At 73.1% G+C, this 24,955-nt stretch carries 24 protein-coding genes; 10 read left to right on the top strand and 14 right to left on the bottom strand.

Annotation, left to right across the window (positions count from 1 at the left end; translation table 11 throughout):
• Positions 1–18: 18 nt before the first annotated feature.
• Entirely contained in the window at positions 19–915 is an 897-nt protein-coding gene (locus ACFEMC_RS21970; protein WP_380171883.1) for an oxidoreductase, read from the top strand.
• Between the two features lie 332 nt (positions 916–1,247).
• The gene (locus tag ACFEMC_RS21965) at positions 1,248–2,042 is read left to right on the top strand and encodes a hypothetical protein (RefSeq protein ID WP_380171881.1); all 795 of its coding nucleotides are present in this window, start codon (positions 1,248–1,250) and stop codon (positions 2,040–2,042) included.
• A gap of 11 nt (positions 2,043–2,053) precedes the next feature.
• Here the strand turns inward: ACFEMC_RS21965 and ACFEMC_RS21960 are convergent, their stop codons facing one another.
• The 7 genes from ACFEMC_RS21960 to ACFEMC_RS21930 all read right to left on the bottom strand — a co-directional run bounded on the left by ACFEMC_RS21960 (position 2,054) and on the right by ACFEMC_RS21930 (position 8,883).
• Positions 2,054–2,953: an aminoglycoside phosphotransferase family protein gene (locus ACFEMC_RS21960; protein ID WP_380171879.1), complete on the bottom strand. Its 900-nt coding sequence runs from the start codon at positions 2,951–2,953 to the stop codon at positions 2,054–2,056.
• 82 nt (positions 2,954–3,035) lie between these two features.
• Positions 3,036–3,572 (bottom strand): hypothetical protein, encoded by a 537-nt coding sequence (locus tag ACFEMC_RS21955; protein ID WP_380171877.1) that lies wholly within the window; start codon positions 3,570–3,572, stop codon positions 3,036–3,038.
• A 54-nt stretch (positions 3,573–3,626) separates the two neighbouring features.
• Positions 3,627–5,267 (bottom strand): glycoside hydrolase family 13 protein, encoded by a 1,641-nt coding sequence (locus ACFEMC_RS21950; protein ID WP_380171876.1) that lies wholly within the window; start codon positions 5,265–5,267, stop codon positions 3,627–3,629.
• Positions 5,264–5,527 (bottom strand): hypothetical protein, encoded by a 264-nt coding sequence (locus tag ACFEMC_RS21945; RefSeq protein WP_380171874.1) that lies wholly within the window; start codon positions 5,525–5,527, stop codon positions 5,264–5,266. Before ACFEMC_RS21945 ends, ACFEMC_RS21950 begins: the two co-directional genes overlap by 4 nt.
• Positions 5,528–5,580: 53 nt before the next feature.
• Complete coding sequence (locus tag ACFEMC_RS21940; RefSeq protein ID WP_367640580.1) at positions 5,581–6,489, bottom strand: carbohydrate ABC transporter permease; 909 nt, start codon at positions 6,487–6,489, stop codon at positions 5,581–5,583.
• Position 6,490: 1 nt separating this feature from the next.
• Entirely contained in the window at positions 6,491–7,504 is a 1,014-nt protein-coding gene (locus tag ACFEMC_RS21935; protein WP_380171872.1) for a carbohydrate ABC transporter permease, read from the bottom strand.
• A gap of 68 nt (positions 7,505–7,572) precedes the next feature.
• Complete coding sequence (locus ACFEMC_RS21930; protein WP_380171870.1) at positions 7,573–8,883, bottom strand: ABC transporter substrate-binding protein; 1,311 nt, start codon at positions 8,881–8,883, stop codon at positions 7,573–7,575.
• A gap of 283 nt (positions 8,884–9,166) precedes the next feature.
• Between ACFEMC_RS21930 and ACFEMC_RS21925 the strand changes: the two genes are divergently transcribed.
• The 5 genes from ACFEMC_RS21925 to ACFEMC_RS21905 all read left to right on the top strand — a co-directional run bounded on the left by ACFEMC_RS21925 (position 9,167) and on the right by ACFEMC_RS21905 (position 14,298).
• Positions 9,167–10,219, top strand: a complete 1,053-nt coding sequence (locus tag ACFEMC_RS21925; RefSeq protein ID WP_380171868.1) for a LacI family DNA-binding transcriptional regulator — start codon at positions 9,167–9,169, stop codon at positions 10,217–10,219.
• Positions 10,220–10,274: 55 nt separating this feature from the next.
• Positions 10,275–10,889, top strand: a complete 615-nt coding sequence (locus tag ACFEMC_RS21920; protein WP_380171866.1) for a flavin reductase family protein — start codon at positions 10,275–10,277, stop codon at positions 10,887–10,889.
• A 26-nt stretch (positions 10,890–10,915) separates the two neighbouring features.
• Positions 10,916–11,734 carry a phosphotransferase family protein gene (locus ACFEMC_RS21915; RefSeq protein ID WP_380176902.1) on the top strand — a complete coding sequence of 273 codons (819 nt, stop codon included), beginning with the start codon at positions 10,916–10,918 and terminating at the stop codon, positions 11,732–11,734.
• 62 nt (positions 11,735–11,796) lie between these two features.
• Positions 11,797–13,503: a SpoIIE family protein phosphatase gene (locus ACFEMC_RS21910; RefSeq protein ID WP_380171864.1), complete on the top strand. Its 1,707-nt coding sequence runs from the start codon at positions 11,797–11,799 to the stop codon at positions 13,501–13,503.
• 24 nt (positions 13,504–13,527) lie between these two features.
• Positions 13,528–14,298, top strand: a complete 771-nt coding sequence (locus ACFEMC_RS21905; RefSeq protein ID WP_380171862.1) for a carbon-nitrogen hydrolase family protein — start codon at positions 13,528–13,530, stop codon at positions 14,296–14,298.
• 4 nt (positions 14,299–14,302) lie between these two features.
• Here ACFEMC_RS21905 and ACFEMC_RS21900 read toward each other — a convergent pair whose 3' ends face one another.
• Positions 14,303–15,583, bottom strand: coding sequence for a diguanylate cyclase (locus ACFEMC_RS21900; protein ID WP_380171860.1), 1,281 nt, complete (start codon positions 15,581–15,583; stop codon positions 14,303–14,305).
• Positions 15,584–15,767: 184 nt separating this feature from the next.
• Between ACFEMC_RS21900 and ACFEMC_RS21895 the strand changes: the two genes are divergently transcribed.
• A complete protein-coding gene (locus tag ACFEMC_RS21895; RefSeq protein ID WP_380171858.1) occupies positions 15,768–16,829 on the top strand; it encodes an excalibur calcium-binding domain-containing protein in 1,062 nt (353 codons plus the stop codon).
• 9 nt (positions 16,830–16,838) lie between these two features.
• On the opposite strand, the gene ACFEMC_RS21890 is transcribed toward ACFEMC_RS21895, so the two are convergent.
• Together ACFEMC_RS21890 and ACFEMC_RS21885 are read right to left on the bottom strand one after the other, a co-directional pair.
• Entirely contained in the window at positions 16,839–17,759 is a 921-nt protein-coding gene (locus ACFEMC_RS21890) for a threonine/serine dehydratase (RefSeq protein ID WP_380171856.1), read from the bottom strand.
• Positions 17,760–17,849: 90 nt separating this feature from the next.
• Entirely contained in the window at positions 17,850–18,371 is a 522-nt protein-coding gene (locus tag ACFEMC_RS21885) for an NUDIX hydrolase (protein ID WP_380171854.1), read from the bottom strand.
• A gap of 91 nt (positions 18,372–18,462) precedes the next feature.
• Between ACFEMC_RS21885 and ACFEMC_RS21880 the strand changes: the two genes are divergently transcribed.
• The gene (locus tag ACFEMC_RS21880) at positions 18,463–18,960 is read left to right on the top strand and encodes a polyketide cyclase (RefSeq protein ID WP_380171852.1); all 498 of its coding nucleotides are present in this window, start codon (positions 18,463–18,465) and stop codon (positions 18,958–18,960) included.
• Between the two features lie 18 nt (positions 18,961–18,978).
• On the opposite strand, the gene aroA is transcribed toward ACFEMC_RS21880, so the two are convergent.
• From aroA to ACFEMC_RS21865, 3 genes are read right to left on the bottom strand one after another with little or no spacing between them, the layout of a single operon-like run.
• Positions 18,979–20,301: a 3-phosphoshikimate 1-carboxyvinyltransferase gene (gene aroA, locus ACFEMC_RS21875; RefSeq protein WP_380171850.1), complete on the bottom strand. Its 1,323-nt coding sequence runs from the start codon at positions 20,299–20,301 to the stop codon at positions 18,979–18,981.
• A 23-nt stretch (positions 20,302–20,324) separates the two neighbouring features.
• Positions 20,325–21,179, bottom strand: a complete 855-nt coding sequence (locus tag ACFEMC_RS21870; RefSeq protein WP_380171848.1) for an alpha/beta fold hydrolase — start codon at positions 21,177–21,179, stop codon at positions 20,325–20,327.
• 18 nt (positions 21,180–21,197) lie between these two features.
• Complete coding sequence (locus ACFEMC_RS21865) at positions 21,198–22,454, bottom strand: MFS transporter (RefSeq protein WP_380171846.1); 1,257 nt, start codon at positions 22,452–22,454, stop codon at positions 21,198–21,200.
• A gap of 261 nt (positions 22,455–22,715) precedes the next feature.
• On the opposite strand from ACFEMC_RS21865, the gene ACFEMC_RS21860 reads away from it, so the two are divergent.
• Complete coding sequence (locus tag ACFEMC_RS21860) at positions 22,716–23,921, top strand: Gfo/Idh/MocA family protein (RefSeq protein WP_380171844.1); 1,206 nt, start codon at positions 22,716–22,718, stop codon at positions 23,919–23,921.
• A 153-nt stretch (positions 23,922–24,074) separates the two neighbouring features.
• On the opposite strand, the gene ACFEMC_RS21855 is transcribed toward ACFEMC_RS21860, so the two are convergent.
• Positions 24,075–24,785, bottom strand: a complete 711-nt coding sequence (locus tag ACFEMC_RS21855) for a FadR/GntR family transcriptional regulator (RefSeq protein WP_380171842.1) — start codon at positions 24,783–24,785, stop codon at positions 24,075–24,077.
• Between the last annotated feature and the right edge of the window lie 170 nt (positions 24,786–24,955).

Raw genomic sequence — 24,955 nt, 5'->3', positions numbered from 1 at the left:
GCGGCGCACGCTGACGGCATGACCACCACCCACGACACCGCACGCAGCACCTTCCCCGTCGGCGACCTGGACCTCACCCGCACCGGGTTCGGCGCCATGCAGCTCGCCGGCCCGGGCGTCTTCGGACCGCCCCGGGACCGCGACGAGGCGCTGTCCGTGCTCCGAACCCTGCCGGAGCTCGGCGTGAACCACGTCGACACCGCCGACTTCTACGGTCCGCACGTCGTCAACGAGCTGGTCCGCGAGGCGTTCACCCCGGCCGACGGGATGCGCGTCGTGACGAAGGTCGGCGCCGTGCGTGACGCCGACGGCGGCTGGGTCCCGGCCACCGACCCCGACCAGCTCGTCGCCCAGGTGCACGACAACCTGCGCACCCTCGGCGTCGACACCCTCGAGGTCGTGAACCTCCGCGTCGGCGGCGGCGCCGACGGCCACACGGCGGTGCCGGGGTCGATCGCCGAGCGGTTCGGGGCCCTCGCCGAGCTCCGCGAGAAGGGGCTCGTCCGCCACCTCGGTCTCAGCACCGTCGACCTGGCCCAGCTCGACGAGGCCCAGGCCATCGCGCCCGTCGTCTGCGTCCAGAACCTCTACAACGTCGCGCACCGCGAGGACGAGGCGGTCCTGACCGCGACGCGCGAGCGCGGCATCGCCTACGTCCCGTACTTCCCGCTCGGCGGGTTCTCCCCGTTGCAGTCCCGGACGCTCGACGACGTCGCCGCCGGGCTGGGCCGCTCCCGCCTGTCCGTCGCCCTCGCGTGGCTGCTGCAGCGTTCCCCGAACGTCCTGCTCATCCCCGGGACGTCGTCGGTCGCGCACCTGGGCGAGAACGTCGCCGGTGCCGCCGAGCCGTTGCCGTCCGCCGCGGTGGTGACGCTCGACGCGCTGGGCGCGACGGAGCCGGAACCGCGCCCGTAGGCGGTGCGTCCCAGCGGTGTGCTGCGCCGCCGCGACCTCCTGGCCCTCGCCGCTGTCGGCGCGCCCACTGCCTGCGGCCGGTCACCGGGCGACGACCCCGGGTGGCCCGGGGAACTGGCGGCCTCCACGGGTTCGTGGCGGGAAGCACCTGCGACACCGATGAGCCCACGCCGCGCGCCGACGCTCACCTGGACGGGCACCGAGCTCCTCGTGACCGGAGGCGTGGGCCCCGAGGTCGGGCCACCGGTGAGCTGTCCGCCGGGGGCCATGTGCGTCCCGCCCGAGACGGAACCGCTCGACGGCAGCGGTGCGTTCGATCCGGCGTCGGGGACGTGGCGCAGGCTCACCGGGGGCAGCGTGTTCCACCACGTGCCCGCCTGGACCGGTCGGCTCCTGACGGACGGGGGACCTGGTTCGACCCGGCCACGGACCAGACGGGTCGGGCCCCCGAGAGCGGCCTCCTCGTCTACGCGCCCGCCTCGTGGTCCGGGACGGAGGTCCTCTCCGTCGGGACGGACGGCAGCGGACAGCCCGTCCCGCACACCCTCTGGGCGTGGGACCCGTCGACGGGAGCGACCAGGACCAGCCGGGTCCCCGGCCCCGACTCGGGGGAGACCTGCTACGTCGCGTGGGCGGGTGACGAGCTGCTCGTCGAGTCGACCCAGGTGCCCCCTGGCGGAGACGTCACCCCCGTCCACGCGTACGACCCGCACGCGAACCGGTGGCGGTCGACGGCTCTGGCGGCGTCGTCACCCGGCTCCGCTCCCCTGGGGAGCTGGGACGGCAGCCGACTGGTCCGGCTCAGGGGGTCCTCGCAGGACGGGTTCCCGGACGACGTCCGGCAGCTGGACCTCGTCGATCCACAGGACGGGTCGTCGTCGGCGCTCGAGGTGCCGACCGCCCTGACGACCGGCGGCTGGACGCCGCAGGTGGTCGTCGGCCCCGGCCGCGTCGCCGTCGGTCTGGGTGGGCGGTTCGCGGTCCTGGACGGTGACGCCTGGACGGCGCTGCCGGAACTACCGGGCGCCGAGGCGACGACGACCCCGACCGCCGCGTGGGCGGGGGAGCGCCTCGTCGTCTGGGACGACTCGATGCACCGCACCGGGTGGTCCTTCGAGCCGGCCTGACCCGGTCGGCGTCAGGCCAGCGCGGCCAGGACCGCGCGGCACCGCAGCGGGTCGGTCGTCAGTCCGACGTCCACGGCCCACGACCAGTAGTCGACGGTGCGCGCCACGACCCACTCCCGCGCCAGCTCCTCGTCGAGGTCACCCGCCGCGCAGATCGACCGCAGCAGGGCGGGCAGGTCGCGCCCCGCGGGGTGGTCGACGAGCCTCCAGAGGAGTTCGGGCAAGGAGCGTTCCGGCGGACCGGCCAGGGCTTTCGGGTCCACGACGACCCAGCCCGCGCCCGGCCGCCGGAGGACGTTGTCCGGGGTCAGGTCCGCGTGGACGAGGGTCGGCACGACCGCGCGGGTGCTCAGGAGTTCCGCGGCGTGCCGCGACGCCGTCACCCACCGCTCCGGGAGGGGGTTCCCCAGCCGTCGCTGCCGATCCCCGACCGTGCGGGCGATCTGCTCGGCCTCCGCCGCCGTGGTCGGCGTCCCGTCGCGTGCGGGCACCGCGAGTTCGCGCAGCAACCGGCCCACCGCGCGGCTCACCTCCTCGGGCGGGCAGTCGGACAGGCTGCGGGAGGTGTCCAGTCGCTCGAGGAGGAGGACGTCACCCTCCACGTCGGCGTCCAGGAGCCGGACTGCCCCGCGGCCGGCCCAGGTCCGCAGCGCGGTCACCTCGCCGCGCACGTCGTCACCCCGGTGGGAGAGCTTCAGCACGCAGGCCCGACCGTCCCGCCGCACCGGCAGGACGAGGGCGTGGGCGCCGTGCGCGGGAACTCCCTCGTCGAGATCCAGCGACCACCGTGCGCACGAGGCGACGACGAGGTCGGGGAGCCCGTCGAGCCAGCTCAGCGCGTCGGCCCCCGTGAGGGCCGCGCTCTCCCGCAACCCGGCGGGCACGAGGCGGCGTGCGCGGGCGACGTCCACCCGCCCAGGCTGTCGCGCGCCGCAGGCCACCCGCAACGGAGTTGTGCAGCGTTCCCGCACACCCCCGGCCTCGGATGACGCCTCAGGTGACCCGGTAGCCGACGACGGCAACGGCCTCCGCCCCCGGCGACACCTGCACGGAGTACGCGGAGTCCTCCGCCGTCACGGAGAACGACGCGGCCGCGGTCGCGCCCGACGCAGAACAACCGGCGGGGAAGCTCTGGCGGTTCAGCTCGGTGCCGTCGACCGTCGACACCGTCACGTCGACCGCCAGCGAGCCCCGGCCCACGCAGACGAGCAGCACCTGGTGGTCCCCCACCGCCGGGTCTTGAGCCACGAGGTCGCGGTGGCTCTGGACCTGCCAGCCCCGTGGCGTGTCCACGCCGGTGACGATCCCCGACGCGCTCGAGATCGCCGAGGTCGTCGCGGGTGGCAGCGCAGCGAGGGTCTGCTGGTCGCGGGCGAGTTCCACGGAGTGGTCGCTGCGCTCCGTCGGCGACGACGCGGCGGCGGACGCCGGCACGGGGCCGTGCTGGTCGCGGGTCGACACCACCGCGACCAGCACGACCGCGGCCAGTCCGGCGGCGGCGACGGCTGTTCCTCGTGCACGGCGTCCCACGCTCCGGAGCGTGCCACGGGTCGGCGCTCCCGGTGGGACTTCCGCACGATCGGCTCAGTCGGCCCGCTGCACCCAGACCGTGGTCTCCCCCGGGAGTTCCGTCAGGTCGGCGCCGGACGGGTCGCCGGAACTGCTCAGCACGACCTCACCCGCAGGGAGCGGGACGGCGGACGTCGTGAAGTTCGTGGCGCAGACCCAGCCCCCCGGCCGCTCGAACACCACGACGCCGTCGGGGGAGTCGAGGAACTCGAGGTCCTCCCCGCCGAGCAGTTCGCGCCGCCGCGCCAGCGCGGCCCGGTAGAACGCCAGCGTCGACCCGGCGTCCCCGGCCTCCGCCTCCACGGCGTAGCGCGAGAACCACGGCGGCTGCGGCAGGTGTGCGGGGCGCCCGTCCTCCGGACCGAACCCGAACGAGGGTCCCGAGGCGCTCCACGGCAGCGGGACCCGGCAGCCGTCCCGCCCCTTGGTGGTGCCCAGGGACCGGATCCACGTCGGGTCCTGCAGCACGACGCCGGGCAGGTCCGCGACCTCGGGCAGGCCCAGTTCCTCCCCCTGGTACAGGTAGGCGGACCCCGGCAGGGCCAGCAGGAACGCGGTGGCCGCCCGCGCCCGCCGCAACCCCCGGGCCTCGTCGGCCCGGGGATGCGTGCCGTCCGACAGCAGCCACGCCGGGAGCGACGTCCCCGTCGGCAGGGCGTACCGGGACGCGTGCCGCACGACGTCGTGGTTGGACAGCACCCACGTCGACGTCGACCCGGCCGACGCGGCCAGGTCCAGGTTCTGCTCGACGACGGCGCGGAACTGCGCCGCGTCGAAGTCGGCCTCGAGCAAGTCGAAGTTGAAGGCTTGCCCCAGCCCCTCCGCGGACGCGTAGCGCGGGCGTCGGTGGGTGGGGACGACGGCCTCGGCGACGGCCATCTTCGGCGGGTCGTACTGGTCGAAGACCTTCCGCCAGCTGCGGTAGACCTCGTGCACGTCGTCGCGGTCGTTGAAGGGGTGCGTCCCCTCCGGCACGGTCCCCGCCGCGATCTCCGCCTGCGTCGGCAGGGGACCGGTGAGGTCCTTGGTCAGGTAGTGGGCCACGTCGATGCGGAACCCGTCGACGCCGCGGTCGGCCCAGAACCGCAGCGTTCGTTCGTGGTCCTCCCGGACGTCGGGGTGGTCCCAGTTCCAGTCGGGCTGCTCGGGGGCGAACATGTGCAGGTACCACCAGCCGTCGCCGACGGGTTCCCACGTGGGCCCGCCGAAGCTGGCGGTCCAGTCCGTGGGCGGACCGTCGGCGCTGTGGCGGAAGACGTAGCGCTCGCGCTCAGGGGACCCGGGCCCGGCGGCCAGGGCCGCGCGGAACCAGGGGTGCCGGTCGGAGGAGTGGTTCGGGACGATGTCGACGATGAGCTTGAGGCCCGCGGAGTGCAGGGCCTCGACCATGGCGTCGAACTCGGCGAGCGTCCCGATCTTCGGGTCGACGCCACGGTGGTCGTCGACGTCATAGCCGCCGTCGGCCAGGGCCGAGGGGTAGAACGGGCTGAGCCAGACGGCGTCCACCCCGAGGGCGACGAGGTGCGGGATGCGCCGGGTGATGCCGACGAGGTCACCCAGTCCGTCGCCGTTCGCGTCGGCGAAGGAGCGCGGGTACACCTGGTACACGACGGCCTGTCGCCACCAGTCGGCCCTCGCGTGGAAGGGGCCGGTCACCGCTGGTCCGCACGTGCGCGCTGCGAGCGGGCGGCCTTGACGACGACGACGTCGGCGACCAGCAGCAGGACGAGCACGCCGACGAGCTCGAGCGCCGGTGCGCCGGTGACCTCGGCGTAGATCGCGAACCCGAGGACGAGCACGGTCATGGCGACGAGGAGACCGCCGAACGTCTCCAGGTGCTGGGCGTTCCGGCGGGCGCGGACGGCGCTCGCCGAGACGCTCGGGCGCGGGCTGCTGGAGCGGGGCCGGGTGGCCATGGCGGTCTCCTCGTCGTGCAGGGGTCCTGCGGGGTGGAGGTGGAGCGGGTGGGTCAGCTCTTCACGCCGCCGGCGGTGAGGCCGGAGACGATGCGGCGCTGGAAGACCAACACCATGATGATGAGCGGGACGGTGACGATGGTGCCGGCGGCCATGACGGCCGTGTACGGCTCCTGGTGGGGCTGGGCCCCGGCGAAGCTCGCGATGGCGACCGTGACCGGCTGGACCTTGTCCCCACCGAGCTGGCTGGCCAGCAGGAACTCGTTCCACGCCGCGGTGAAGGCGAGGATCGCCGTGGTGAAGATGCCCGGGGCGGCCAGCGGCAGGATGACCTTGACGAACGCCTGACCGGGGGTGCAGCCGTCCATGCGGGCCGACTCCTCGAGCTCCCAGGGCATCTCGGTGAAGAACGCCGTCAGCGTGTAGACCGTCAGCGGCAGGATGAACGAGATGTTCGGGATGATGAGGGCCTGGTAGGTGTTGATCCACCCGATGTTCGTGAACAGCTGGAACAGCGGGGTGACCAGCGCGACGCCCGGGAACATCGACGCGCCCAGGATGATGCCGAGGACGTAGAACTTGCCCTTGAACTCCAGGCGCGCCAGCGCGTAGGCCGTGAAGACGCCGACGACGAGCCCGACCACGGTGGTGACCGCGCCGATGAGGACGCTGTTGAGCAGGGCGCGCCCGAAGTGGTTGCCGCGGTCGGTGGAGAACGCGGTCGCGTAGTTCTCCAGCGTGACGTGCGTCGGCCACGGCGTCGTGTCGAAGGTGAACCCGACGTCGCGGAAGCTCGTGACGATCATCCAGTAGAAGGGCAGCAGGCCCCACAGGCAGATGAGGACGACACCCACGTAGGTGAGGACGGCCGCGGGCACGTTCCGGCGCTGGACGACCTCCACGCCGGACGCGGTGACGGTGTGACCGCGGTGGGTCGAGGTGCTGCGCGATGTGGTCGCCATCTCAGGCCGCCTTCTTCGTCTTCGGTGCCCGCTGCTCGGTGACGTTCGCGCCCAGGAACTTGATGAAGATGAACGCGACGGCGAACACGATGAGGAACGTCAGTGTCGACAACGCCGAGGCGGCGTTGAACCCCGTCCTGACCTGGTCGACGACCAGCATCGACAGGGTCGACGTGTCGCCGGCCCCACCGGTGAGGATCTTCGGCAGGTCGTACATGCGCAGGGTGTCCAGGGTGCGGAACAGGACCGCGACCATGAGGGCGGGCTTCACGAGCGGCAGGGTGATGTGCTTGAAGCGCTGCCACGCCGTCGCGCCGTCCATCTTGGCGGCCTCGTAGACGCTCTCGTCGATGACCTGCAGGCCCGCGAGGATGAGCAGGGCCATGAACGGGGCGGTCTTCCACGTGTCCGCGATGATGATGGCGGCCTTGGGGGCCCAGCCGTCACCGGTCCAGAGGATCTCCGTGCCGAGGATCTTGTTGGCGATCCCGTCGTAGGCGAAGATGAAGTACCAGAGCTTGGCGGTCACCGCGGTGGGGATGGCCCACGGCACGAGGACGCTGGCGCGCAGGATCGCGCGGCCCTTGAACTTGCGGTGCATGACGAGGGCGAACGTGAAGCCCAGCACCGTCTCCAGGCTGACGGCCACCACGGTGAACAGGAACGTCACCCCGGTCGCGGTCCAGAACTGCGACCCCAGCGTGCCCGGCGGGCACGAGAAGGCGCCGCTGCCGCAGTCCTGCAGGAGCCACAGCTTGTAGTTCTGGACCCCGGCGAAACCACCCTGGACGAACAGACCGGTGGTGGGGTCCAGTCCCGCGTCCTTGGTGAAGGACTGCGAGACGGCCGAGACGACCGGGTAGAGGATCACGATCGCCAGGAGCACGATCGTCGGGGCGATCAGGACGGCGGCCTTGCGGCCCGAACCGTCGTGCAGGCTCTTGCGCTTGCCGGGGTTGAGCGGTGGCTTCCCCTGCGCGAACTCGCCGGTGGCCACACCAGACGTGGTGCTCATGGGTCCTCCTCAGGACTCGGTGCCGGGGGCGGGACGTCGTCGTCCCGCCCCCGGTTCCAGGTTTCCGGTCACTGACCGCCGGAGATGGCGTTCTGCACGGACTTCTGCATGTCGGACAGGGCCGCGTCGGTGGACTTGCTGCCCGACAGGGCGGAGAACGCGTTGTCCTGGATCGCCTTGGTGACGGCCGGGTAGAACGGCGTCACGGGACGCGGGACGGCGTTCTCGATCGACGTCTTGAGCTCGGGCAGGTACGGGAACTGCTGCACCAGCGTGGCGTCGTCGTAGAGCGAGGAGATGACGGGGGCGGCCGAACCCTTGGTCAGCCAGTCCTTCTGGATCTCCTCGGACTGCAGGAACTTGATGAACTCGAACGCGGTCTTCTTGTGGTCGGAGTAGACGCTGATGCCGGCCGCGTGACCGCCCAGGCTCGAGGCACCCGTCTTGCCGTCGGAGGCGCCGGGCAGCGGGGCGACGCCGAACGTCTCCTTGACCGTGGAGGAACCGTCCGTCTTGGCCAGGCTGTAGACGTACGGCCAGTTCCGCAGGAACAGCAGCTTGCCGTCCTCGAAGGACTGGCGGCCCTGCTCTTCCTGGTAGGTGGTGGCCTGCTTGGGGATGTCACCGTCCTGGAAACCCTTGACCAGGGCGTCGAGACCGGCCTTGGCCTCCGGGGTGTCGAGGGTGGCGGTCTTTCCGTCCTCGGACAGGATCGACCCGCCGAAGGTGTTGATGGCTTCGGCCACGTTCACGGTGAGGCCCTCGTACTGCGCGTACTGGCCCGCGTAGCAGTCGATGTTGTTCGCCTTGGCGATCGAGCACATCGACATCATCTCGTCCCACGTCTTCGGCGGGGTGGGCACGAGGTCCTTGCGGTAGTAGAGCAGGCCGCCGTCGGAGGTGGTCGGCGCCGCGTACAGGGTCTTGTTGTAGGTCTCGGCGTTCACCGTCGCCGGCAGCAGCGCGGAGGTGTCGAGCGCGTAGTCGCCCGTGAGCGGCTGCAGCCAGCCCTTGGCGGCGAACTCCGAGGTCCAGATGTTGTCGACGCTGACGACGTCGTAGTCGGCGTTCTTGGCCTGGAAGTTCTGCACCAGGTCGTCGTGCTGCTGGTCCGCCTGGTCGGTCTGCTCCTTGAGCGTGACCTTCTGGTCGGGGTGGGCCGCGTTCCACTTGTCGATCGCGGGCTGGACGATGCCGCTGTTGTCCTTGCCCTGCACGTAGGTGATGGGACCCGTCGAGTTCCCGCCCTTGGCGGCGTCGGCGTTGCCGCCGCTGTCCCCGCCGCCGCAGGCGCCCAGCGCCAGGACGCCGGTCGCGGCCAGCGCGAGGGTGAACGAGATCTTGCGGGTGGCGGTGGACGTTCCGGGCTTGCCGAACACGGTGTTCTCCTCTTCATCGAGAGCAGGCGGGGTCGGACGGTGTGCCGGGCGACCCCCCAGGCCGGGCTCACCAGCGAACCCGGTCCGACGGGAGAACTGAACACCCGCCCGTCGAGAGCCGTCAACGCGCAAGTCACTTTCACGCAAGCGCTTGTGGGAACGAAGCCCCAGGTGGGAGACCCACAAGCGCTTGCGTTGCAGATTGGTAACGCACACGATTGTGGTACCCGTTCCGGTCTCCCGAGGCTGGACCGATGCCCCCGGGCGGTGGTCTGATCCCGTCATGCCCGCGACGTCGCGCCATCCCGTGCGCAAACCCTCCCCGGTGGTGCCGGAGGTCCGCATGGCCGACGTCGCCGAACGTGCGGGGGTTTCCCTCGGAACCGTGTCCCGGGCCCTGCGGGGGCTGGAGGGGGTCAGTCAGGGCACGCGCGAGCGCATCCGGGCGGTGGCCGCGGAACTCGACTACGTCGTGAACCCCGAAGCCGCTGCGCTGGCCGGCCGGGCCACCGGTCGCGTGGCCGTCGTCCTGCACGACCTGCCGACCTGGTACTGCAGTTCGGTCGTCCTGGGCCTGGAGCGGCAGATGCGTCCGGCGGGCCTGGACCTGCTGGTGCGCTGCGTCGACGACCCCGACGACCGCGTCGAGTTCTTCGCCTCGATGCCGCTGCGGCGCAAGGTGGACGCGGTCGTCGTGGTGGCCATCGCCTTGACCCCCCTGGAACTGTCCAAGCTCACCGACGCCGGGGTCGCGGTCGTCGCGGCCGGCAGCCACTCCGACTCCGTCCCCTGCGTCGCGATCGACGACGTGCTCGCCGCGCAGCAGGCCGTGAACCACCTGCTGCAACTGGGGCACCGGCGCATCGCGCTGCTGAACACGGTCGCCGCCTCGGACCGCGCGTGGCAGGCGCAGCGCGACCGGGAAACCGGTTACCGCACGGCGCTGGAGGCGGCCGGAGTCGCGGTCGACGAGGACCTCGTCGTGTCGTGGTCCGGGGGGTCCCGCGGCGGTGCGCAGGGGATGGACCGGCTGCTCTCCGGCCGTCGCCTGCCGAGCGCCGTCTTCGCCTTCTCGGACGAGGTGGCTCTGGGGGCCATGCGCAGCCTGCGCCGCGCGGGCATCGAGGTCCCGCGGCAGATCTCGGTCATCAGCATCGACGACCACCCCCTCGCCGAGCTCACCGACCTCACGACGGTCGGGCAGGACCCGGTGGCGCTCGGGGTGGCCGCCGGGGCCGCCGTCCTGGACCTGCTCGCCGGCCGCCCGGTCCGCGACAGCGGCCCCTTCACCACCCGGCTGGTCGTCCGCGGCACGACGGCCCCGCCGCTGGACTGAGGGCCGCGTCCGCGCCGGGTCGCGGGCGACGGGACGAGGGGTAGCGTCCCCACTCGTGCACTCCTACAGCCCTCGTGACGGTCACGGCCTCGCGCACGACCCGCTGAACTCCATCGTCGCGCCACGGCCGATCGGCTGGGTGTCGACGGTGGCGCAGGACGGGACGAGGAACCTCGCCCCGTACAGCTTCTTCAACCTGCTGAACTACCGCCCGCCCATCGTCGGGTTCTCCAGCACGGGCCACAAGGACAGCGTGACGAACGCCGAGGCCACCGGGGAGTTCGTCTGGAACCTGGCGACGCGGGCCCTGGCCGAACCGATGAACGAGACGTCCGCCTCGGTGGCCCCCGACGTCGACGAGTTCGGCCTCGCCGGCCTGACGCCCGAGGCCTCCGCCCTCGTGCGGCCGCCGCGCGTTGCCGAGAGCCCCGTGGCCTTCGAGTGCCGCGTGACGCGCATCCAGGAGCTGACCGACGTGGACGAGCAGGGGGTGGGGGCCTGGCTCGTGCTCGGGGAGGTCGTCCAGATCCACATCGACGACTCGCTCCTCGTCGACGGCGTCTTCGACACCCTCGCCGCCGACCCGCTCCTGCGCGGCGGCGGCCCGGCCGACTACTTCACGATCAGCGAGGAGAGCCGGCTGCGGATGACGCGACCCGACGCGCGGTAGGGGCCTGCTGCCACGCTGGTCCGGTGATGACGGACGCCGACGCCGAGGCCCTGGTGGCCGAGGCCCTGGGCGCCGCGGTCACCCTCGTGCGCACCGGGTCCGGCGGTGACCACCGTTCGTGGGGGGTCACCGCCGCAGCCGGGCGGTACGTCCTGCGGTCGGCGCCGGACACCGCGACGAGCCGGCGCCTGGACCGCGAGGTCCGCGTCCGCGACGCCCTGCGTCCCCACGTGGACGTGCCGGTACCGCTGGCCGCCGCGACGGGGACGTGGTGCGGGACGCGGTGGACGCTCGACGCACGCCTCCCCGGCGACGATCTCGAGGCGGCAGCGGTGACGGCTCGCACCCTCGAGGACCTGTCCCGGTTCCTGCGGACCCTGCACGCCGTCCCGCTCGGCCTGGTGCGCGCGCTGGGTTCTCCCGACGTCCTCGTCCCGCCCCTCGGCGCCCTGCGGCACCAGGCGAGGGACGCCGTCCGGGAACTGGGGCGACCGTCCGACCTGCCCCTCCCGAGCGCGGACGACGACGGACCGGTCGTCCTGCACGCGGACCTGAAGGGCGAGCACCTCCTCGTCGACGGGTCCGGCGGCCTGAGCGGGGTCCTCGACTGGTCCGACGCCGGGACGGGCGATCCCGCGCTCGACGTCGAGGGGCTGGTCCTGGCGGTGGGCGCCGACGCGGCCCGTGTGGTGGCGCGCGGCGCCCGGACACCGTGCGTGGCCGTCGAGCGAGGCGTCTTCCTCGCCCGCTGTCGCAGCGCGGTGCGCTGGGCCGCCGCGCGACGCGGTGAGCCGGTGGGTCCGGAACCCCTGCTGCAGCGGCAGTTCCACCGCGCCTGGGGATGACCTGTGCACCAGTACGGCCGTTGCGGTCGAAAAGACCGGGTGTCCCGCCTAGTGTGCGGAGGGTGAGCGGCCGGAGCCCCGACGAGGTCACCGGAGCGGGACCCGCGCCGTCCGTCGGTGACGCCGGGTCGGCCCGGCTCGCCGTCGCGCTCGAAGCGGCGCAGCTCGGGTTGTGGGAGTGGGAACCGGAGTCCGGCTCCGTGGTGTGGGACCCGCGCAGCACGGTCATGTTCGGGTTCGGCGACCGCGCGGCCACGGGAACCGTCGCCGACGTGGACGCCTCGGTCGACCCCCGGGACCGGCAGCGCGTCCACCTCGCCATGCAGCACGCCGTCGCCACGGCGGGCTCCATCGAGGTGGAGTTCCGCACTCGCTGGTCCGACGGCAGCGAGCACTGGGTCCACGCCCGCGGGCAAGCGCTCGTCGACACCGACGGCCGCGTCGTCCGGCTCGTGGGGACGAACGCCGACGTCACCACCGCCCACGCCGACGCGCAGGTACGGGCCGCCGACGCCGCCGCCATGGCCGGGCTCGTCGCCGTGGCCACCGACCTCGGTGAGGCCCACACCGAGGCCGAGGTCCTGCAGGTCGTCACCGACCGGGGAACGCCGTTGCTGGGGGCGCAGGCGATGGGCCTGGCCCTCATCGACCACGACGAACCCGGCGTCCGGACCCTGGCCACGGCCTTCGACGCCGAGTTCCTCGCCGACCACGCGCACCTCGCCCCGACCGTCCGGCTACCGTTGGTGGACACGGCGATCACGGGACGGGCCCACTTCCTGGCGGACCTGGCCGCCACCGTCCCCGAGTTCCCCGACGCGGCGGCCGTCTACTCCCGCACCGGGACGGAGGCCTCGGCCGCGGTCCCCCTGCACGGTTCCGGGGGTTCCGTCGTGGGCGCGCTGTCGGTGGCCTTCGCCGAACCCCACCGGTGGAGGCCGGCGGAGCGGCAGCTCCTCGAAGCGTTCGCCGCGCTCACCTCCCAAGCCCTGCAACGCCTCTCGGCGCGGGCCGCGGAGTCGGCCGCCGCAGCGCGGGCCGCCCGTTTCACCGAAACCCTGCAGAAGACGCTGCTGACGTGGACGCCCCCGGACGACGGTGGGCTGCAGGTGGCGGTCCGGTACGTCCCGGCGGCTCACCACACGCGCGTGGGCGGCGACTGGTACGACGTGTTCACGACCGCCGGCGGCGTCCTGAACGTCGTCATCGGGGACGTCACCGGGCACGACCAGCAGGCGGCCGCGGCCATGGCCCAGCTCCGGAACCTCTTGCGCGGCATCGCCCACTCCACCGACGCCGGCCCCGCCGCCACCCTCACGGCGCTGGACCGGGCGATCGCCGACCTGCACGTGGGCGTCCTCGCGACGGTCGTCGTCGCCCAGGTGCGTCGGGACGTGACCGGCGTCCGGCTGCTGTGGGCGAACGCGGGACACCCGCCCCCGTTGCTCGTCGACGCGCCCGGTGCTGCCCGGTACCTCGACGCCGAGTCCGACCTGCTCCTGGGCCTGCAGCCGGAGACGGCCCGGCACGAGCACGAGGTGGACCTCCCCGAGGGTTCCACCCTCGTGCTGTGCACCGACGGGCTCGTCGAGCGGCGCAGTGTGCACCTGCAGCGGGGGCTGGACTGGCTCGCGGTCGCCGCGTCCGACCTGGTGCGCTCGGGTGCGCTCCCCGTCGCCGACGGGGTCTGCGACGGCCTGCTCGAGCTCGTCGGCGAGGACCTCGAGGACGACGTGGCCCTGCTCGCCCTGCACGTCGCCGCTCCCTAGGAACCCCGTACCAGGAGGAGAACCGTGCGCATCGCCGGACTGCAGCACGCCGGGACGCCCGGCGACGTCGACGCCAACCTGGCCGTCCTGGACGAGGCCGCCGGCCGGGCCGTCGCCGACGGGTGCGGGCTGCTCATCACGCCGGAGATGTTCCTCACGGGCTACAACGTCGGGCCGCTCGTGCAGGAGCTGGCGCGCGAACCCCTGACGGAACGGGTCGCGGACGTGGCGGCGCGGCACGGGGTGGCGCTCGCCGTCGGGTTGCCGCTCCCCGCGGCGACGGGGGTGAACAACTCGGTGGTCCTGGTCGACGGCCGGGGGCACCACCTCGCCCGGTACGACAAGACGCACCTGTTCGGTGACCTCGACCGGGCACTGTTCGTCCCGGGTTCCGAACCGGTCGTGACGGTGGACCTCGAGGGGGTCCGCATCGCGTTCCTCATCTGCTACGACGTGGAGTTCCCGGAGACCGTCCGCGCCGCCGCGCTGGCCGGCGCCGACCTCGTCGTCGTGCCCACCGCCCAGATGGAACCGTTCGCGTTCGTGGCCGAGCACCTGATCCGGGTGCGCGCGTGGGAGAACCAGGTCCATGTCGCCTACGTGAACCACGTCGGCGCCGAGGGCGACCTGCGCTACGTCGGCCGGTCCAGCATCTGCGCTCCCTCCGGGGACGTGCTGGCCGTGGGGGGCCCTGCTGACGCCGCCCTGCTCGTCGCCGACGTCGACCCGGAGGTCGTCCGGGTCGCACGCCGCGAGAACCCCTACCTCGACGACCTGCGCCCGGAGTTCCGCTGACGGTTCAGCGGCCCCGCGTCCGCCCGTCCTCCTCCTCGACCCGGCGGGCGACCACGTCGGCCAGCGCCCGCAGCACCCGCGCGTCCGCCGCGCTGTCCCGATGGGAGGCGGGGCGCTGCGAGAACGTGCAGACGGTGCCGTAGAGGCGCCCGTCGCTCGTCCGCACCGGCGCGCCGAGGTAGCGGCGGATCGACAGGGCGCGGGTGAGGGGCAGGTCGGCCAGCACCGGGACCTCGAGCGCGTCCGGGATCACGCCGGGGACCACGCCGTCGACGATGAGCCGGCAGTAGGTGCCCTCGAGGGGCGTCATGTCGCCCGGTTCCACGGGGGTGTCGAAGTCCGCGACGATGTTGCGGAAGTAGCGGTCCTCGCCCGCGAACCGGCTGACGAAGGCGGCGTCGGTCCCGAGCTGCTCGGTGAGCAGGCGCAGCAGGTCGTCGACCGCCACCCCCGACCACGCGTGGTGTCGCGCCGGAGACGGGGTGGCCGGGACGGCGCTGCGGCGGATCTTGCGGACGCGCTTGTCCTCGTACATCTCCTCGTCCGCCCGGGCCCACGCCCCCGCGAGGTCCGGCCCGACGGCGGCCGCCGCCCCCACCGAGGCCGGGACGCCGGCGGCCGTGAGCACGTCGCCCAGCCGGTGCACGACCTCGGCGGCGGTGGCCGTGGGCCGGCCCAGGAGCAGGACGCAGAACTCGTCCCCGCCGGTCCGGGCCACCGCGTCGCAGGCCTCCACGGCTCCCGCGACCAGGCGACCCGCCCGGCGCAGCAGCGCGTCGCCCGCGTCGTGGCCTTCGACGTCGTTGACGGTCTTGAGGTCGTCGAGGTCGAGGACGACCACGACAGCGGGACGCTCGGAGTCCGACGTCGCGGTCGCCCCGGCGAGCGCAAGGTCCCAGCCGCGGCGGTTCAGCAGCCCGGTCAGCGGGTCGGTGCCGGCGACGCGTTCGGCCTCCCGGCGGCGTGCGGCCTCCTGCCGCAGGTCCTCGTCGCGTCCGAGCACGGCACCGAGGACGTCGAGGACGGTGGGCAGCGAGGCCACCACGTCCGCCGCCGGCGGCACCGGGAAGGGCCCGCCGCGCAGCCGCCCGAGGAGAACGCCGGCGGGACCGCGCAGCGGCAGGTCCACGAGACCGGCGGCGTCGGGCAGGTCGTCGTCGTGCGGTCCGGTGCACCACCACGGGACGCCGCCGCAGCGGCGGGTCAGGTCGGCGAGCACAGCGGCCACGACGGGATCGGCGAGGGTGTGCTCCGGCCCTGGCTGGACCGGGAAGAGAGAACTCACCGGTTGCGTGTCGGTGCCTCGACGACCGGTCCGAAGGGGGTTGTCGCGGAATCACCCGCTCGGCTGCTGCGGTTCGCCGGCCACCTGACCCGTCGGAGTGAGCCGAAACTGGTGCACCGGGTTCCGGAAAGCTCTAGGGTTCCCGGAGGGGCTGCGACGGGGCGGCCGGGGCGAGGAGGACGACGTGCGAGGACGATCGATCGTGGCGGCGGTGGCGCTGCTCGCCGTCGGCCTGGGGAGTTCCGCGAGCACCACCGCGGCGGCGCAGGCGGCCGACTGCCTGCAGCCGGCCGTGCAGGCCCGCTGGGACCAGCTCGGCGGTGCGGCGGGTGCGTTGGGGCCGGTCGCGGCGTGCGAGCAACCGACCGCGACGGGGAGTTTCGCGACGTTCCGCAGCGGTGCCGTCTACTGGAGCCAGGCGACGGGAGCCTGGGACGTCTCGGGGTCGTTCCGCGACCTGTGGGCGTCCACCGGGTGGGAGAACGGTCCCCTCCGGTACCCGACCTCGGGGGAGAACGCCACCGCCCGGGGTGGGGTCTTCCAGAACTACCAGGGTGGGACCCTCTACTGGTCCCCGGGCACGGCGGCGCACTCGGTGTCGGGGTCGTTCCTGCGGTTGTTCGCCTCCCTCGGGTACGAGAACGGGTTTCTCGGCTACCCCACCTCCCAGGAGGTCCCGATCCGTGGCGGCGTGTTCCAGCTCTTCCAGGGCGGGGTGGCGTACTGGTCGCCGGCGACCGGGGCGCACACGGTCTCCGGTTCCTTCCGCGACGTGTACGCCCGCGCCGGGTACGAGAACGGGTGCCTCGGATACCCCGCGACACAGGAGGTCCCGACGACCGGGGGTGGTGTCTACCAGCAGTTCCAGGGTGGGACCGCGTACTGGTCCCCGTCGTCGGGGGCGCACGCCCTCTGCGGCGCGTTCCTGGCGGCGTACGGCGCGACGGGATACGAGAACGGAGCGCTGGGGTACCCCGTCAGCGACGAGTACGGCGTCGCCGGTGGCCGCCGCGTCGACTTCCAGCGGGGTTTCGTCGAGTGGTCCCAGGCGACGGGCGCTCTGGTGAACCGCACGATCGCGTCCGTGACGGCACCCGCACCAGCCCCCGCCCCGACACCCCCCACGGGTGCGTACTACCCGAACTGCGCCGCTGCCCGTGCTGCGGGGGTTGCGCCCCTGTACCGCGGGGAGCCCGGCTACCGTCCCGCCCTCGACCGAGACGGTGACGGGATCGCCTGCGAGTAGCAGGACCGATCAGCGCAGGTCGCTGGGGTCCGTGTTGGCCCCGCACACGACGACGGCGACGCGCTCCCCGGGTTCGGGTCGGTAGGCGGCGAACCCCGCCCACGCGGCCGCGGCCCCGTGCTCGGCGACGATGCGGAACCGCGACCACAGGTCGTGTCGCGCCGCCTCGATCGCGCCGTCGTCGACGAGGAGGCTCAGCGGCCGCGTGCGCCGGGCGAGGTCGAAGCCGAGCGCGCCGATGCGCCGGGCCCCGAGCGAGTCCGCGGCGACACCCGACACGGGGACGTCGACGGGTTCGCCCGCGGCCACGGCGGCGTGCAGGGTCGGCGCGTTCTCCGGTTCGACGGCGACGACCCGCGCCGAACCCTCGAGCGCGGCCGCCACGCCGGAGAACAACCCGCCGCCGCCGACCGCGACGACGACGGTGTCGATGTCCGGCACGTCCTCGGCGATCTCCTGCGCCAGCGTTCCCGCTCCGGCGGCGACCTCGAGCTGGTCGTAGGCGTGGCAGAACACCGCACCCCGTTCCTGCGCGAACCCCACCGCGGCCTCGTAGGCGCGGGCGTACTCGCTGCCCACTGACCGGACGTCGGCACCCAGCGCGCGCAGCTTGCGCACCTTGACCGCCGGGGCGGTCTCGGGGACGAACACCGTCGCGGGGATCCCGAGTTCCGTGGCGGCGTAGGCGTGGGCGAGTCCGGCGTTCCCGCCCGACGCGGCCACGACCCCCCGCGACGGGTCGAGTTCCCCGCGTTCGCGCGCGGCGAGTTGCCGGTTGAAGGCGCCACGGGCCTTGAAGGTGCCCGTGTGCTGCAGCTGCTCCAGCTTCAGCCACAACCCGGGCTGGACCTGCACGACGGGGGTGCGCAGGACGCGGCCCGCGGTGCGGTCGGCGGCGGCGGTCACGTCGGCGGCGGTGAGGGAGTCCACCCCGTGATCCTGCCTGGTGGGCTCGGGCGGCGACCTCGCGCCCCTGGACCCGGCCTGGACCTCGTCCGCGCTGGGGCCGGGGCCGCCTGCTCACCAGACCCAGGGCAGTTCCACGACGTGGTCCGGGACCTGTCGCGCGACCAGTCGACCCATCAGGCCCGGTAACGACGGCGGGTGCACCGGATCGGGGCTCCGCACGAGGTCGTCGAGGTGCCACCACCGGAACCCGTCGTGGCTGTCCTTCTCAGCAGCGGTCTGGCCGGACGTGTCGATCGGAGGCCGGTCGACCCTCAGCAGGAAGTAGTCGTCCCGGACCAGCCCGCTGATCCAGTGCGCCTCGGCGTGGCCGCTCGTGGTGGCCACGGGTCTCAGGTCCTCCGCGACGCAGGACAGCCCGGTCTCCTCGCGCAGTTCCCGGGCAGCCGCCTGCCGGGCGTTCTCCCCGGCTTGAAGCCCACCACCGGGGGTGTACCAGACGACACCGGCAGCCGGGTGGTGCGGCTGGCGGAGGACCCGCAGCAGGAGGACGCGGTCGTCCGCGTCCAACACGACCACCCGTCCGGTGCGTCGGGCGTAGGTGCGCTCGGGGGTCGCCTCTCCAGAACCGCCCACGGGCGCACTCTGCCACCCGCAGTGTTCGTGCTGTCAGGTCGACACGCTCGCAGCCGGTCACCTCGTCGTCGCCACTGGCTAGGGTTCTGCCGTGGCCCACCCTCGAGTGTCCCGGATCGTCGTCGAGCGTGAGGTGCGGGCGGATCCCGCTGCGGTGTTCGCGGTGCTCTGCGATCCGCGCCGACACCCGGAGATCGACGGGTCGGGAACGGTGCGTGCCGCGGAGGGGTCTGCTCCCGTCACGGGGACGGCCCAGACCTTCGTCATGGACATGGACCTCACGGAGGTCGGGCACCCGGAGCACAGCGCGTACCAGACGGAGAACCACGTCGTGGAGTTCATGCCCGACGAGTGCATCGCCTGGGCCACGGCTCGACGAGGTCAGGCTCCTCCGGGTGTCCGGTGGAGCTACCACTTGAGTCGCGGCCGTCCGGGTCACACGCTCGTCGTCCACTCCTACGACTGGTCTCGGGTCACCGACCCGGCCGTTCTCGCCCGCGTGTCCTTCCCGAGGATCCCGGCCGACCGTCTGGAGAGGACGCTGGAACTTCTGGCCACGGTGGTGGAGGGCCCGTCGTCGATCGGCTGACGTGGGACGAGCGGGCGCTCAGCCGTACGCTTGGCCCAGCGCGGCCAGGTCGGTGAAGAACCCCGGGTACGTCTTGGCCACGCAGCCCGGGTCGCTGATCTCCATCCCGCTGTGCCGCAGCCCGAGGAGCGCGAGGCTCATGGCCATCCGGTGGTCCTCGTAGGTGGCGAAGCGGGTCGGGGCGGGTGTTCCGGGGTGCACCGTGAACCCGTCGGGGTCCTCGGTCGCCTCGATGCCGGCCCGGCGGAGTTCGGCGACCACGGCGGCGATGCGGTCGGTCTCCTTGCCCCGGATGAAGCCGATGCCCCGCACGCGGGTGGGGCCGTCCGCGTGCACCGCGACGGCGGCGAGGGTCTGGGCGGTGTCGGAGATGTCGGCCATGTCCACGTCGATGCCGTGCAACCGGCTGGTGCCGGTAACGGTGAGGGACGTCGCGGCCCGTTCGACCCGGGCCCCCATGCGTTCGAGGACGTCGGCGAAACCGACGTCGCCCTGCAGGCTGGCGTCACCCAGGCCTTCGACGGTGATGCGCCCGCCGGTCACGGCGGCGGCGCCGAGGAAGTACGAGGCGGCGCTGGCGTCGGGTTCGACGTCGTACTCGGTTCCCGTGTACCCGCCGGGCTGCACGTGCATCCCGTCCACGTGCGCCCCGAACGACCGCATGACCGCCGCCGTCATCTCGAGGTAGGGCACCGAGACCGGTGCGCTCGTCAGCTCGGCCTGCACACCGTGGCGCATGAGCGGGCCAGCCAAGAGGAGGCCCGAGAGGAACTGGCTGGACAGGTGCCCGGGCAACGCGACGGGTCCACCGCTCAAAGGACCGGTGACCGCCACCGGGAGGCGGCCGGGGACCCCGAGTTCCTCGACGTCCGCCCCGAGTTCCCGCAACGCCTCGACGAGGGGCCCGAAGGGACGGGCGCGGAGCTGACTGCTGCCGTCCAGGACGCTGCGTCCGGGGAGCAGCGCGAGGGCGGGCAGGACGAAGCGCGACGTGGTGCCGGACTGGCGGGCGTCGAGGTGCACCCCACCGCTGGCGCTGAGTTCTGCGCGGCCGTCCCCGGGGCGCGCCACTCCGGTGACCCGTGCCGTGCGGGAGTTCTCGTCGAGGTCCACCTCCGCGCCGAGTGCACGGACGGCGTCCACCATCGCGCGGGTGTCGTCGGCCAGGAGGACGCCGCGCAGGATGCTCCTGCCGTCCGCCAGGGCCGCGCACAGCAGGGCGCGGTTGGTGATGCTCTTCGACCCCGGGACCCGGACGGTGGCGTCCGGTGCCCGCGTCAACGGCCGCAACGGCAGGACGTCGGGGAGCGCGGCGGGAACGTCGTCGACAGGGGAGGGCACCCCGTCAGCCTGTCGCACGAGGGTCACGGCCCCAAGGTGTCGAGCCCCGCCAGGAACCCCGTGAGCGCGCGCGCGAAGGCGTCGAACCGGTCGCGCCGCACGTCGTGGGCTGCGCCGTCGACCTGTTCGACCTGGAGGAGGGGCCACAACCGTCGCGCCTCGTCGGCCATGCCGGGCAGGACCGCCACGGCGGCCGGCTCCGCGTCCCCGATGAGCAGCAGGCCGGGGACGTCGAGGCCCGACACGTGCCCGCGCCAGGCGTTCCGCGTCCGCCAGGAACGGAACCATCCGACGACGTCGGGGTCGAGCCGGGTCTGCGCACGCGACCACGTCTCGACGTCGACGAGGTGCCACGACGGGTGGCGTGCGCGACCGACGGCACGTCGTTCGTCCTCGGTCAGGCCGGCCACCTCGACCACCCGGCGTCGGCTGTCGGCCACGTCCTTGCTGCCGTCCTGAGGCACCTGGGGCCAGGCCGGGTCCTCGAGGACGAGCGCGCGCACCGCGAGTTCACGCGCCGCCAGGGTGGCGTGGATGCCGCCCATGGAGTGACCCACGAGCACCGGCCGGTTCAGCCCCAGCGCTCGCACGACGCCGACGAGGTCGCGGGTGTGGGCCTCGGCGCTGTAGTCCTGGGTGCGGTCGGACGATCCGTGCCCGCGCGCGTCGTAGCGGACGACGTCGTGGGACTGCGCCAGCCGCTCGCCCACCCGGCGCCAGGTGTCCGCGGAGTCCGTCAGACCGTGTGCCAGGACGAGGCTCGGCCGGGTCGGGCTCCGGGGACCGCTCCGCGTCCAGGCCAGCCGCACCCCGTCGACGTCGACCACCCCGGACGCCGGCCCGCCGGGGGAGGGGGGTGTGGCGAGGAAGGAGACCACCAGGACATCCTCGCCCCCTCAGCGGCTGAGCTGCCGGCGGGGGAACTCCACCGGGGACGGGAGCCGGCGGCCCAGCCGCACGGCGGCGACGGCCGTCAGGAGCAGACCGAGGGTGATCGTCACGACCCACGTCGCGGGCACCCCGCTGCCGAGGAGGACTCCGGCCAGGGGTGGTCCGACGAGTTTCGAGACGGGGTAGGTGGCGGAGTTCAGCGCGTTGTACCGGCCGCGCAGGTGGTCGGGCGCCAGCGCGTTCGGGACGGCGTTGATGACCGGGCTGAGGAAGGTCTCCCCGACCCCGAACACCGCCAGGGCAGACACCGCCAGGACCGCCGACGCGGTCGTGGACGTCCCCGGGAACCCGGCCGCTCCCGTCAGCACCCAGGCCAGGGCCCCGCAGAGGGCGCACGCGACGAGCAACCGGCTGCGCCGCAGTCCCCGGGACCAGCGTTCCACCGGCAGTTGCAGGGCGATGATCGCGGCGGTGTTCGCCGCGAACCCCAGACCGACGACCTGCGCGGAACCCCCGGGCGTTCCGGTGACGAACGCCGCCCACGGACCCTGGAGCTGCGCGCTGCCGAAGACCGCTAGCGCGAGGAGGACGACCAGGTACGCGACGAACGGCTTGTCCTGCAGCACCGTCCGGTACCTGGCGTTCGACCCCACGTGGGCGTGGTCGCCGTGCGCCGACCAGCCCGTCGTGCCGCGCAACCGGGCCAGCAGGATGAGCGCGAAGACCGCGGTCGTGGCCCCGTCCACCGCGTAGACGACGTGGAAGCTCGTGGGCCGGGAGACCGACACCGTCGCCGCAGCGATGAGGGAACCGGCCCCGAGCCCGGCGTTCATCAACCCGAAGCGCACCGCGAAGGCCCGGGACCTCCGCTCCGCGGGGACCTGGTGGACGACGAGACCGTTGAGGCTCGGCCACACCAGGGAGTTCCCCATCGAGAGCACGGCCAGCCCGGCAGTACCGAGCACGGGTTCCCGCGCGGCCGCCAGGACGAGGGTTCCACCCGCCTGGAGCGTGAGCCCGAGCACGGCCACCCGTCCGAGCCCGATGCGGTCCGCGAGCGCCCCTCCGGCCCCGCTGGCGCCGAGGGCGAGGACGGCCGTCGCGGCCACCACCACACCCACCACGGGGAGCGGCAGTCCGAGGATGCGGTCGAAGTACACGAAGGTGAAGGGCAGCGTCAGGCCCAGCCCGACGGACGTGACGAGGGTGCCGACGAGCGTGGCCCGGAAGGCGCGGAGTTCGGCGCTCCGCCGACCGTTCACGGGCGTCCTCCGCACCCGGCGGGGCGGACGGACCCGAGGCGGGCGTGGGCGGGAGGCGGGGAGATCACGACGGTCCACTCCTGGTGCTCTGCCGTCAGGCGGACCGGCATCAGGGAGGGGTGGGCGCCTCATCGCACGGTAACCGCCGGCGTTCTGCGACGGCAAGCGGCTCCCGTCGCCAGGACCCCCTGGACGAAGTTGACTCGTGTAGACCATGCTGGGGTCAGCCCGTCGCACCCTCGACTCGCAGGAGAGTCCCTCGTGAAGATCGCTGTCATCGGCACCGGCCAGTTCGCCCGGAGCTTCATCGCCCTGTGGCAACTGCACCCCGACGTCGAGGAGGTGTGGGTCACCGACCTCGTCCCCGAACGCGCGCAGCAGCACGTCGAGTCCCACGGGCTCGCGGGGTCGTTCGACACCTTCGAGGACGCCCTGGCCTCGGACGTCGACGCCGTCGCCATCCTCACGCAGCGCTGGTCGCACGGCCCGCTGGTCCTGCAGGCCCTGGCGGCCGGCAAGCACGTCTACTCCGCCGTCCCGATGGCGACCACGGTCGACGACTGCGAGGCGATCGTCGCCGCGGTGCGCGAGACGGGGCTCGTCTACATGATGGGCGAGACCAGCTACTACAACCCCGCGACCGTCTGGGCGCGCGAGCACATCGCGGCCGGCGAGTTCGGCCGGGTGTTCTACGGCGAGGGCGACTACGTCCACGACATGGACAACGGGTTCTACGCGGCCTACCAGTACAGCGGTGGGGAGGACTGGAAGGAGACGGCCAGCTACCCGCCCATGCTCTACCCGACCCACGCCATCGGCGGTGTCCTGGGCGCCTGGAAGACCCACGCCGTCAGCGTCAGCTGCACCGGCATCAGCGACACCCGCGGTGACGGTGTCTTCGACAAGACGGTCTCGCGCTGGGACAACGACTTCTCGAACATGTCGGCGCTGTTCGAACTCGCCGACGGCGGGGTCATGCGGACCAACGAGTTCCGCCGGGTCGGGTACTGGAGCGGTCCGGAGTCGCGGTTCCGCTTCTACGGCACGGAGCAGGTCATGGAGCAGTCCGTCACCAGCACCGTCGTCACGGTCAAGACCGAGGGCGAGGACTACCACAAGGGCGGCACCCTCGACATCAGCGACGAACTCAAGCCCGGTGAGCACTCCGACGTCCCCGAGGACCTCTCGGACATCGACCCCGGTCTCCTGAGCAGCTTCCGCTCCGGCACGGCGAAGGTGCACGACCGCAGCCGGTTGCCGAAGGAGTTCGAGGGCGCGCCCAACGGGCACGAGGGCGCGCACCACTTCCTCGCCGACGACTTCGTCGTGGCGGTCCGCGACCGCACCCACCCGCCGGTCAACGCGTGGGTCGCCGCGCGGTTCACCGTGCCGGGGATCGTCGCCAACGAGTCCGCGAAGCAGGGCGGGGCGCGCCTGCCGGTGCCGGACTTCGGCGACCCGGCCTGACGCACCACCACCCACCCGGGCGTCCAGGCGCCCGGGTGGAGCGGGTGGTCGAACCCCCGAGGACCAGGTGCAGGCGAGCACCGTGAGGTCCGCGGGGCTCGCGGCCACCCGGCGCGCTGACCTGGTGGGCGACCGGGCCCGGGGGAGCCGGGGTCAGGTGTCCTGCGACGGCCCGCCGAGGTCGCGGCGGATCCCCGCGAGGTGCGCGGCTGCGGCCGCCTCGGCGGCGACGGGGTCGTGGTCGGCGATGGCCTGGAAGATCGCGCGGTGCTCCTCGTTGGCGACGGCGCGCCACCCGTCGGCGAACTTCTGGTCACGGCGGCTGAGGTCGAGGAGGTCGCGCGTCCGGTCGATCATCCGCACGAGCAGGGCGTTGTGCGTGACGTGGGCGATGGTGCGGTGGAACGTGCGGTCGCACTCCATGAACGTGACCTCGTCCGGCGACTTCTCCGCCTCGCGCAGGGCAGCCTCGAGCAGCGCCACGTCCGCGGCGGTCGCACGGCCCGCGGCCCGCGCGGCGATCGGGGGTTCCAGGCACTCGCGGACGTCGAGGGCGTCGAGCGCGCTGACGGAGGACTCGGCGAAGGCCTGGGCGAGCTGGTCCGCCGCCTCGATCCTCGTGGGGTCCACGACGGTGGTTCCGCGTCCACGCCGGCGTTCGATGACGCCACGGCGCTCCAGCTGGTCCAGAGCCTCGCGCAGGCTGCCGCGGGCGACCCGCAGCTGGGCTGCGAGTTCGCGCTCGGCAGGCAGTCGGTCCCCGTGCTGCAACCGGCCGGACACGATGTGCCGCTCGATGGAGACGGCCAGGGAATCGGTGAGCGAGACGCTGCTGGTCCGCGAGGACGTCCAGTCGATGCTCACCCCGGCAGGCTATCCCGCGCTCCCCGGGGCGGGACGGCGCGCCGAAACAGACGCGAAACACGGGTGTCACCCGCCTGACACGACAACGGTGTTCACTCGACATTGGCTCACTTGGTCCTACCCCTAGACCAATGGTGGGTCGTGGTGGTTCGCTGTACGAGCGCCTCCAC

Source organism: Kineococcus sp. DHX-1 (genome assembly GCF_042473625.1).
Lineage (GTDB): Bacteria > Actinomycetota > Actinomycetes > Actinomycetales > Kineococcaceae > Kineococcus.
Note: the sequence above shows the minus strand (reverse complement) of the source record. Positions and strands in the feature narration are given on the sequence as shown.

Coding starts and splice junctions, on each gene's coding strand:
- ACFEMC_RS21970 (WP_380171883.1), top strand. CDS start 19: ATGACCACCACCCACGACACCGCACGCAGCACCTTCCCCGTCGGCGAC.
- ACFEMC_RS21945 (WP_380171874.1), bottom strand. CDS start 5,527: ATGGCCACCCGGCCCCGCTCCAGCAGCCCGCGCCCGAGCGTCTCGGCG.
- ACFEMC_RS21940 (WP_367640580.1), bottom strand. CDS start 6,489: ATGGCGACCACATCGCGCAGCACCTCGACCCACCGCGGTCACACCGTC.
- ACFEMC_RS21935 (WP_380171872.1), bottom strand. CDS start 7,504: ATGAGCACCACGTCTGGTGTGGCCACCGGCGAGTTCGCGCAGGGGAAG.
- ACFEMC_RS21925 (WP_380171868.1), top strand. CDS start 9,167: ATGCCCGCGACGTCGCGCCATCCCGTGCGCAAACCCTCCCCGGTGGTG.
- ACFEMC_RS21915 (WP_380176902.1), top strand. CDS start 10,916: ATGACGGACGCCGACGCCGAGGCCCTGGTGGCCGAGGCCCTGGGCGCC.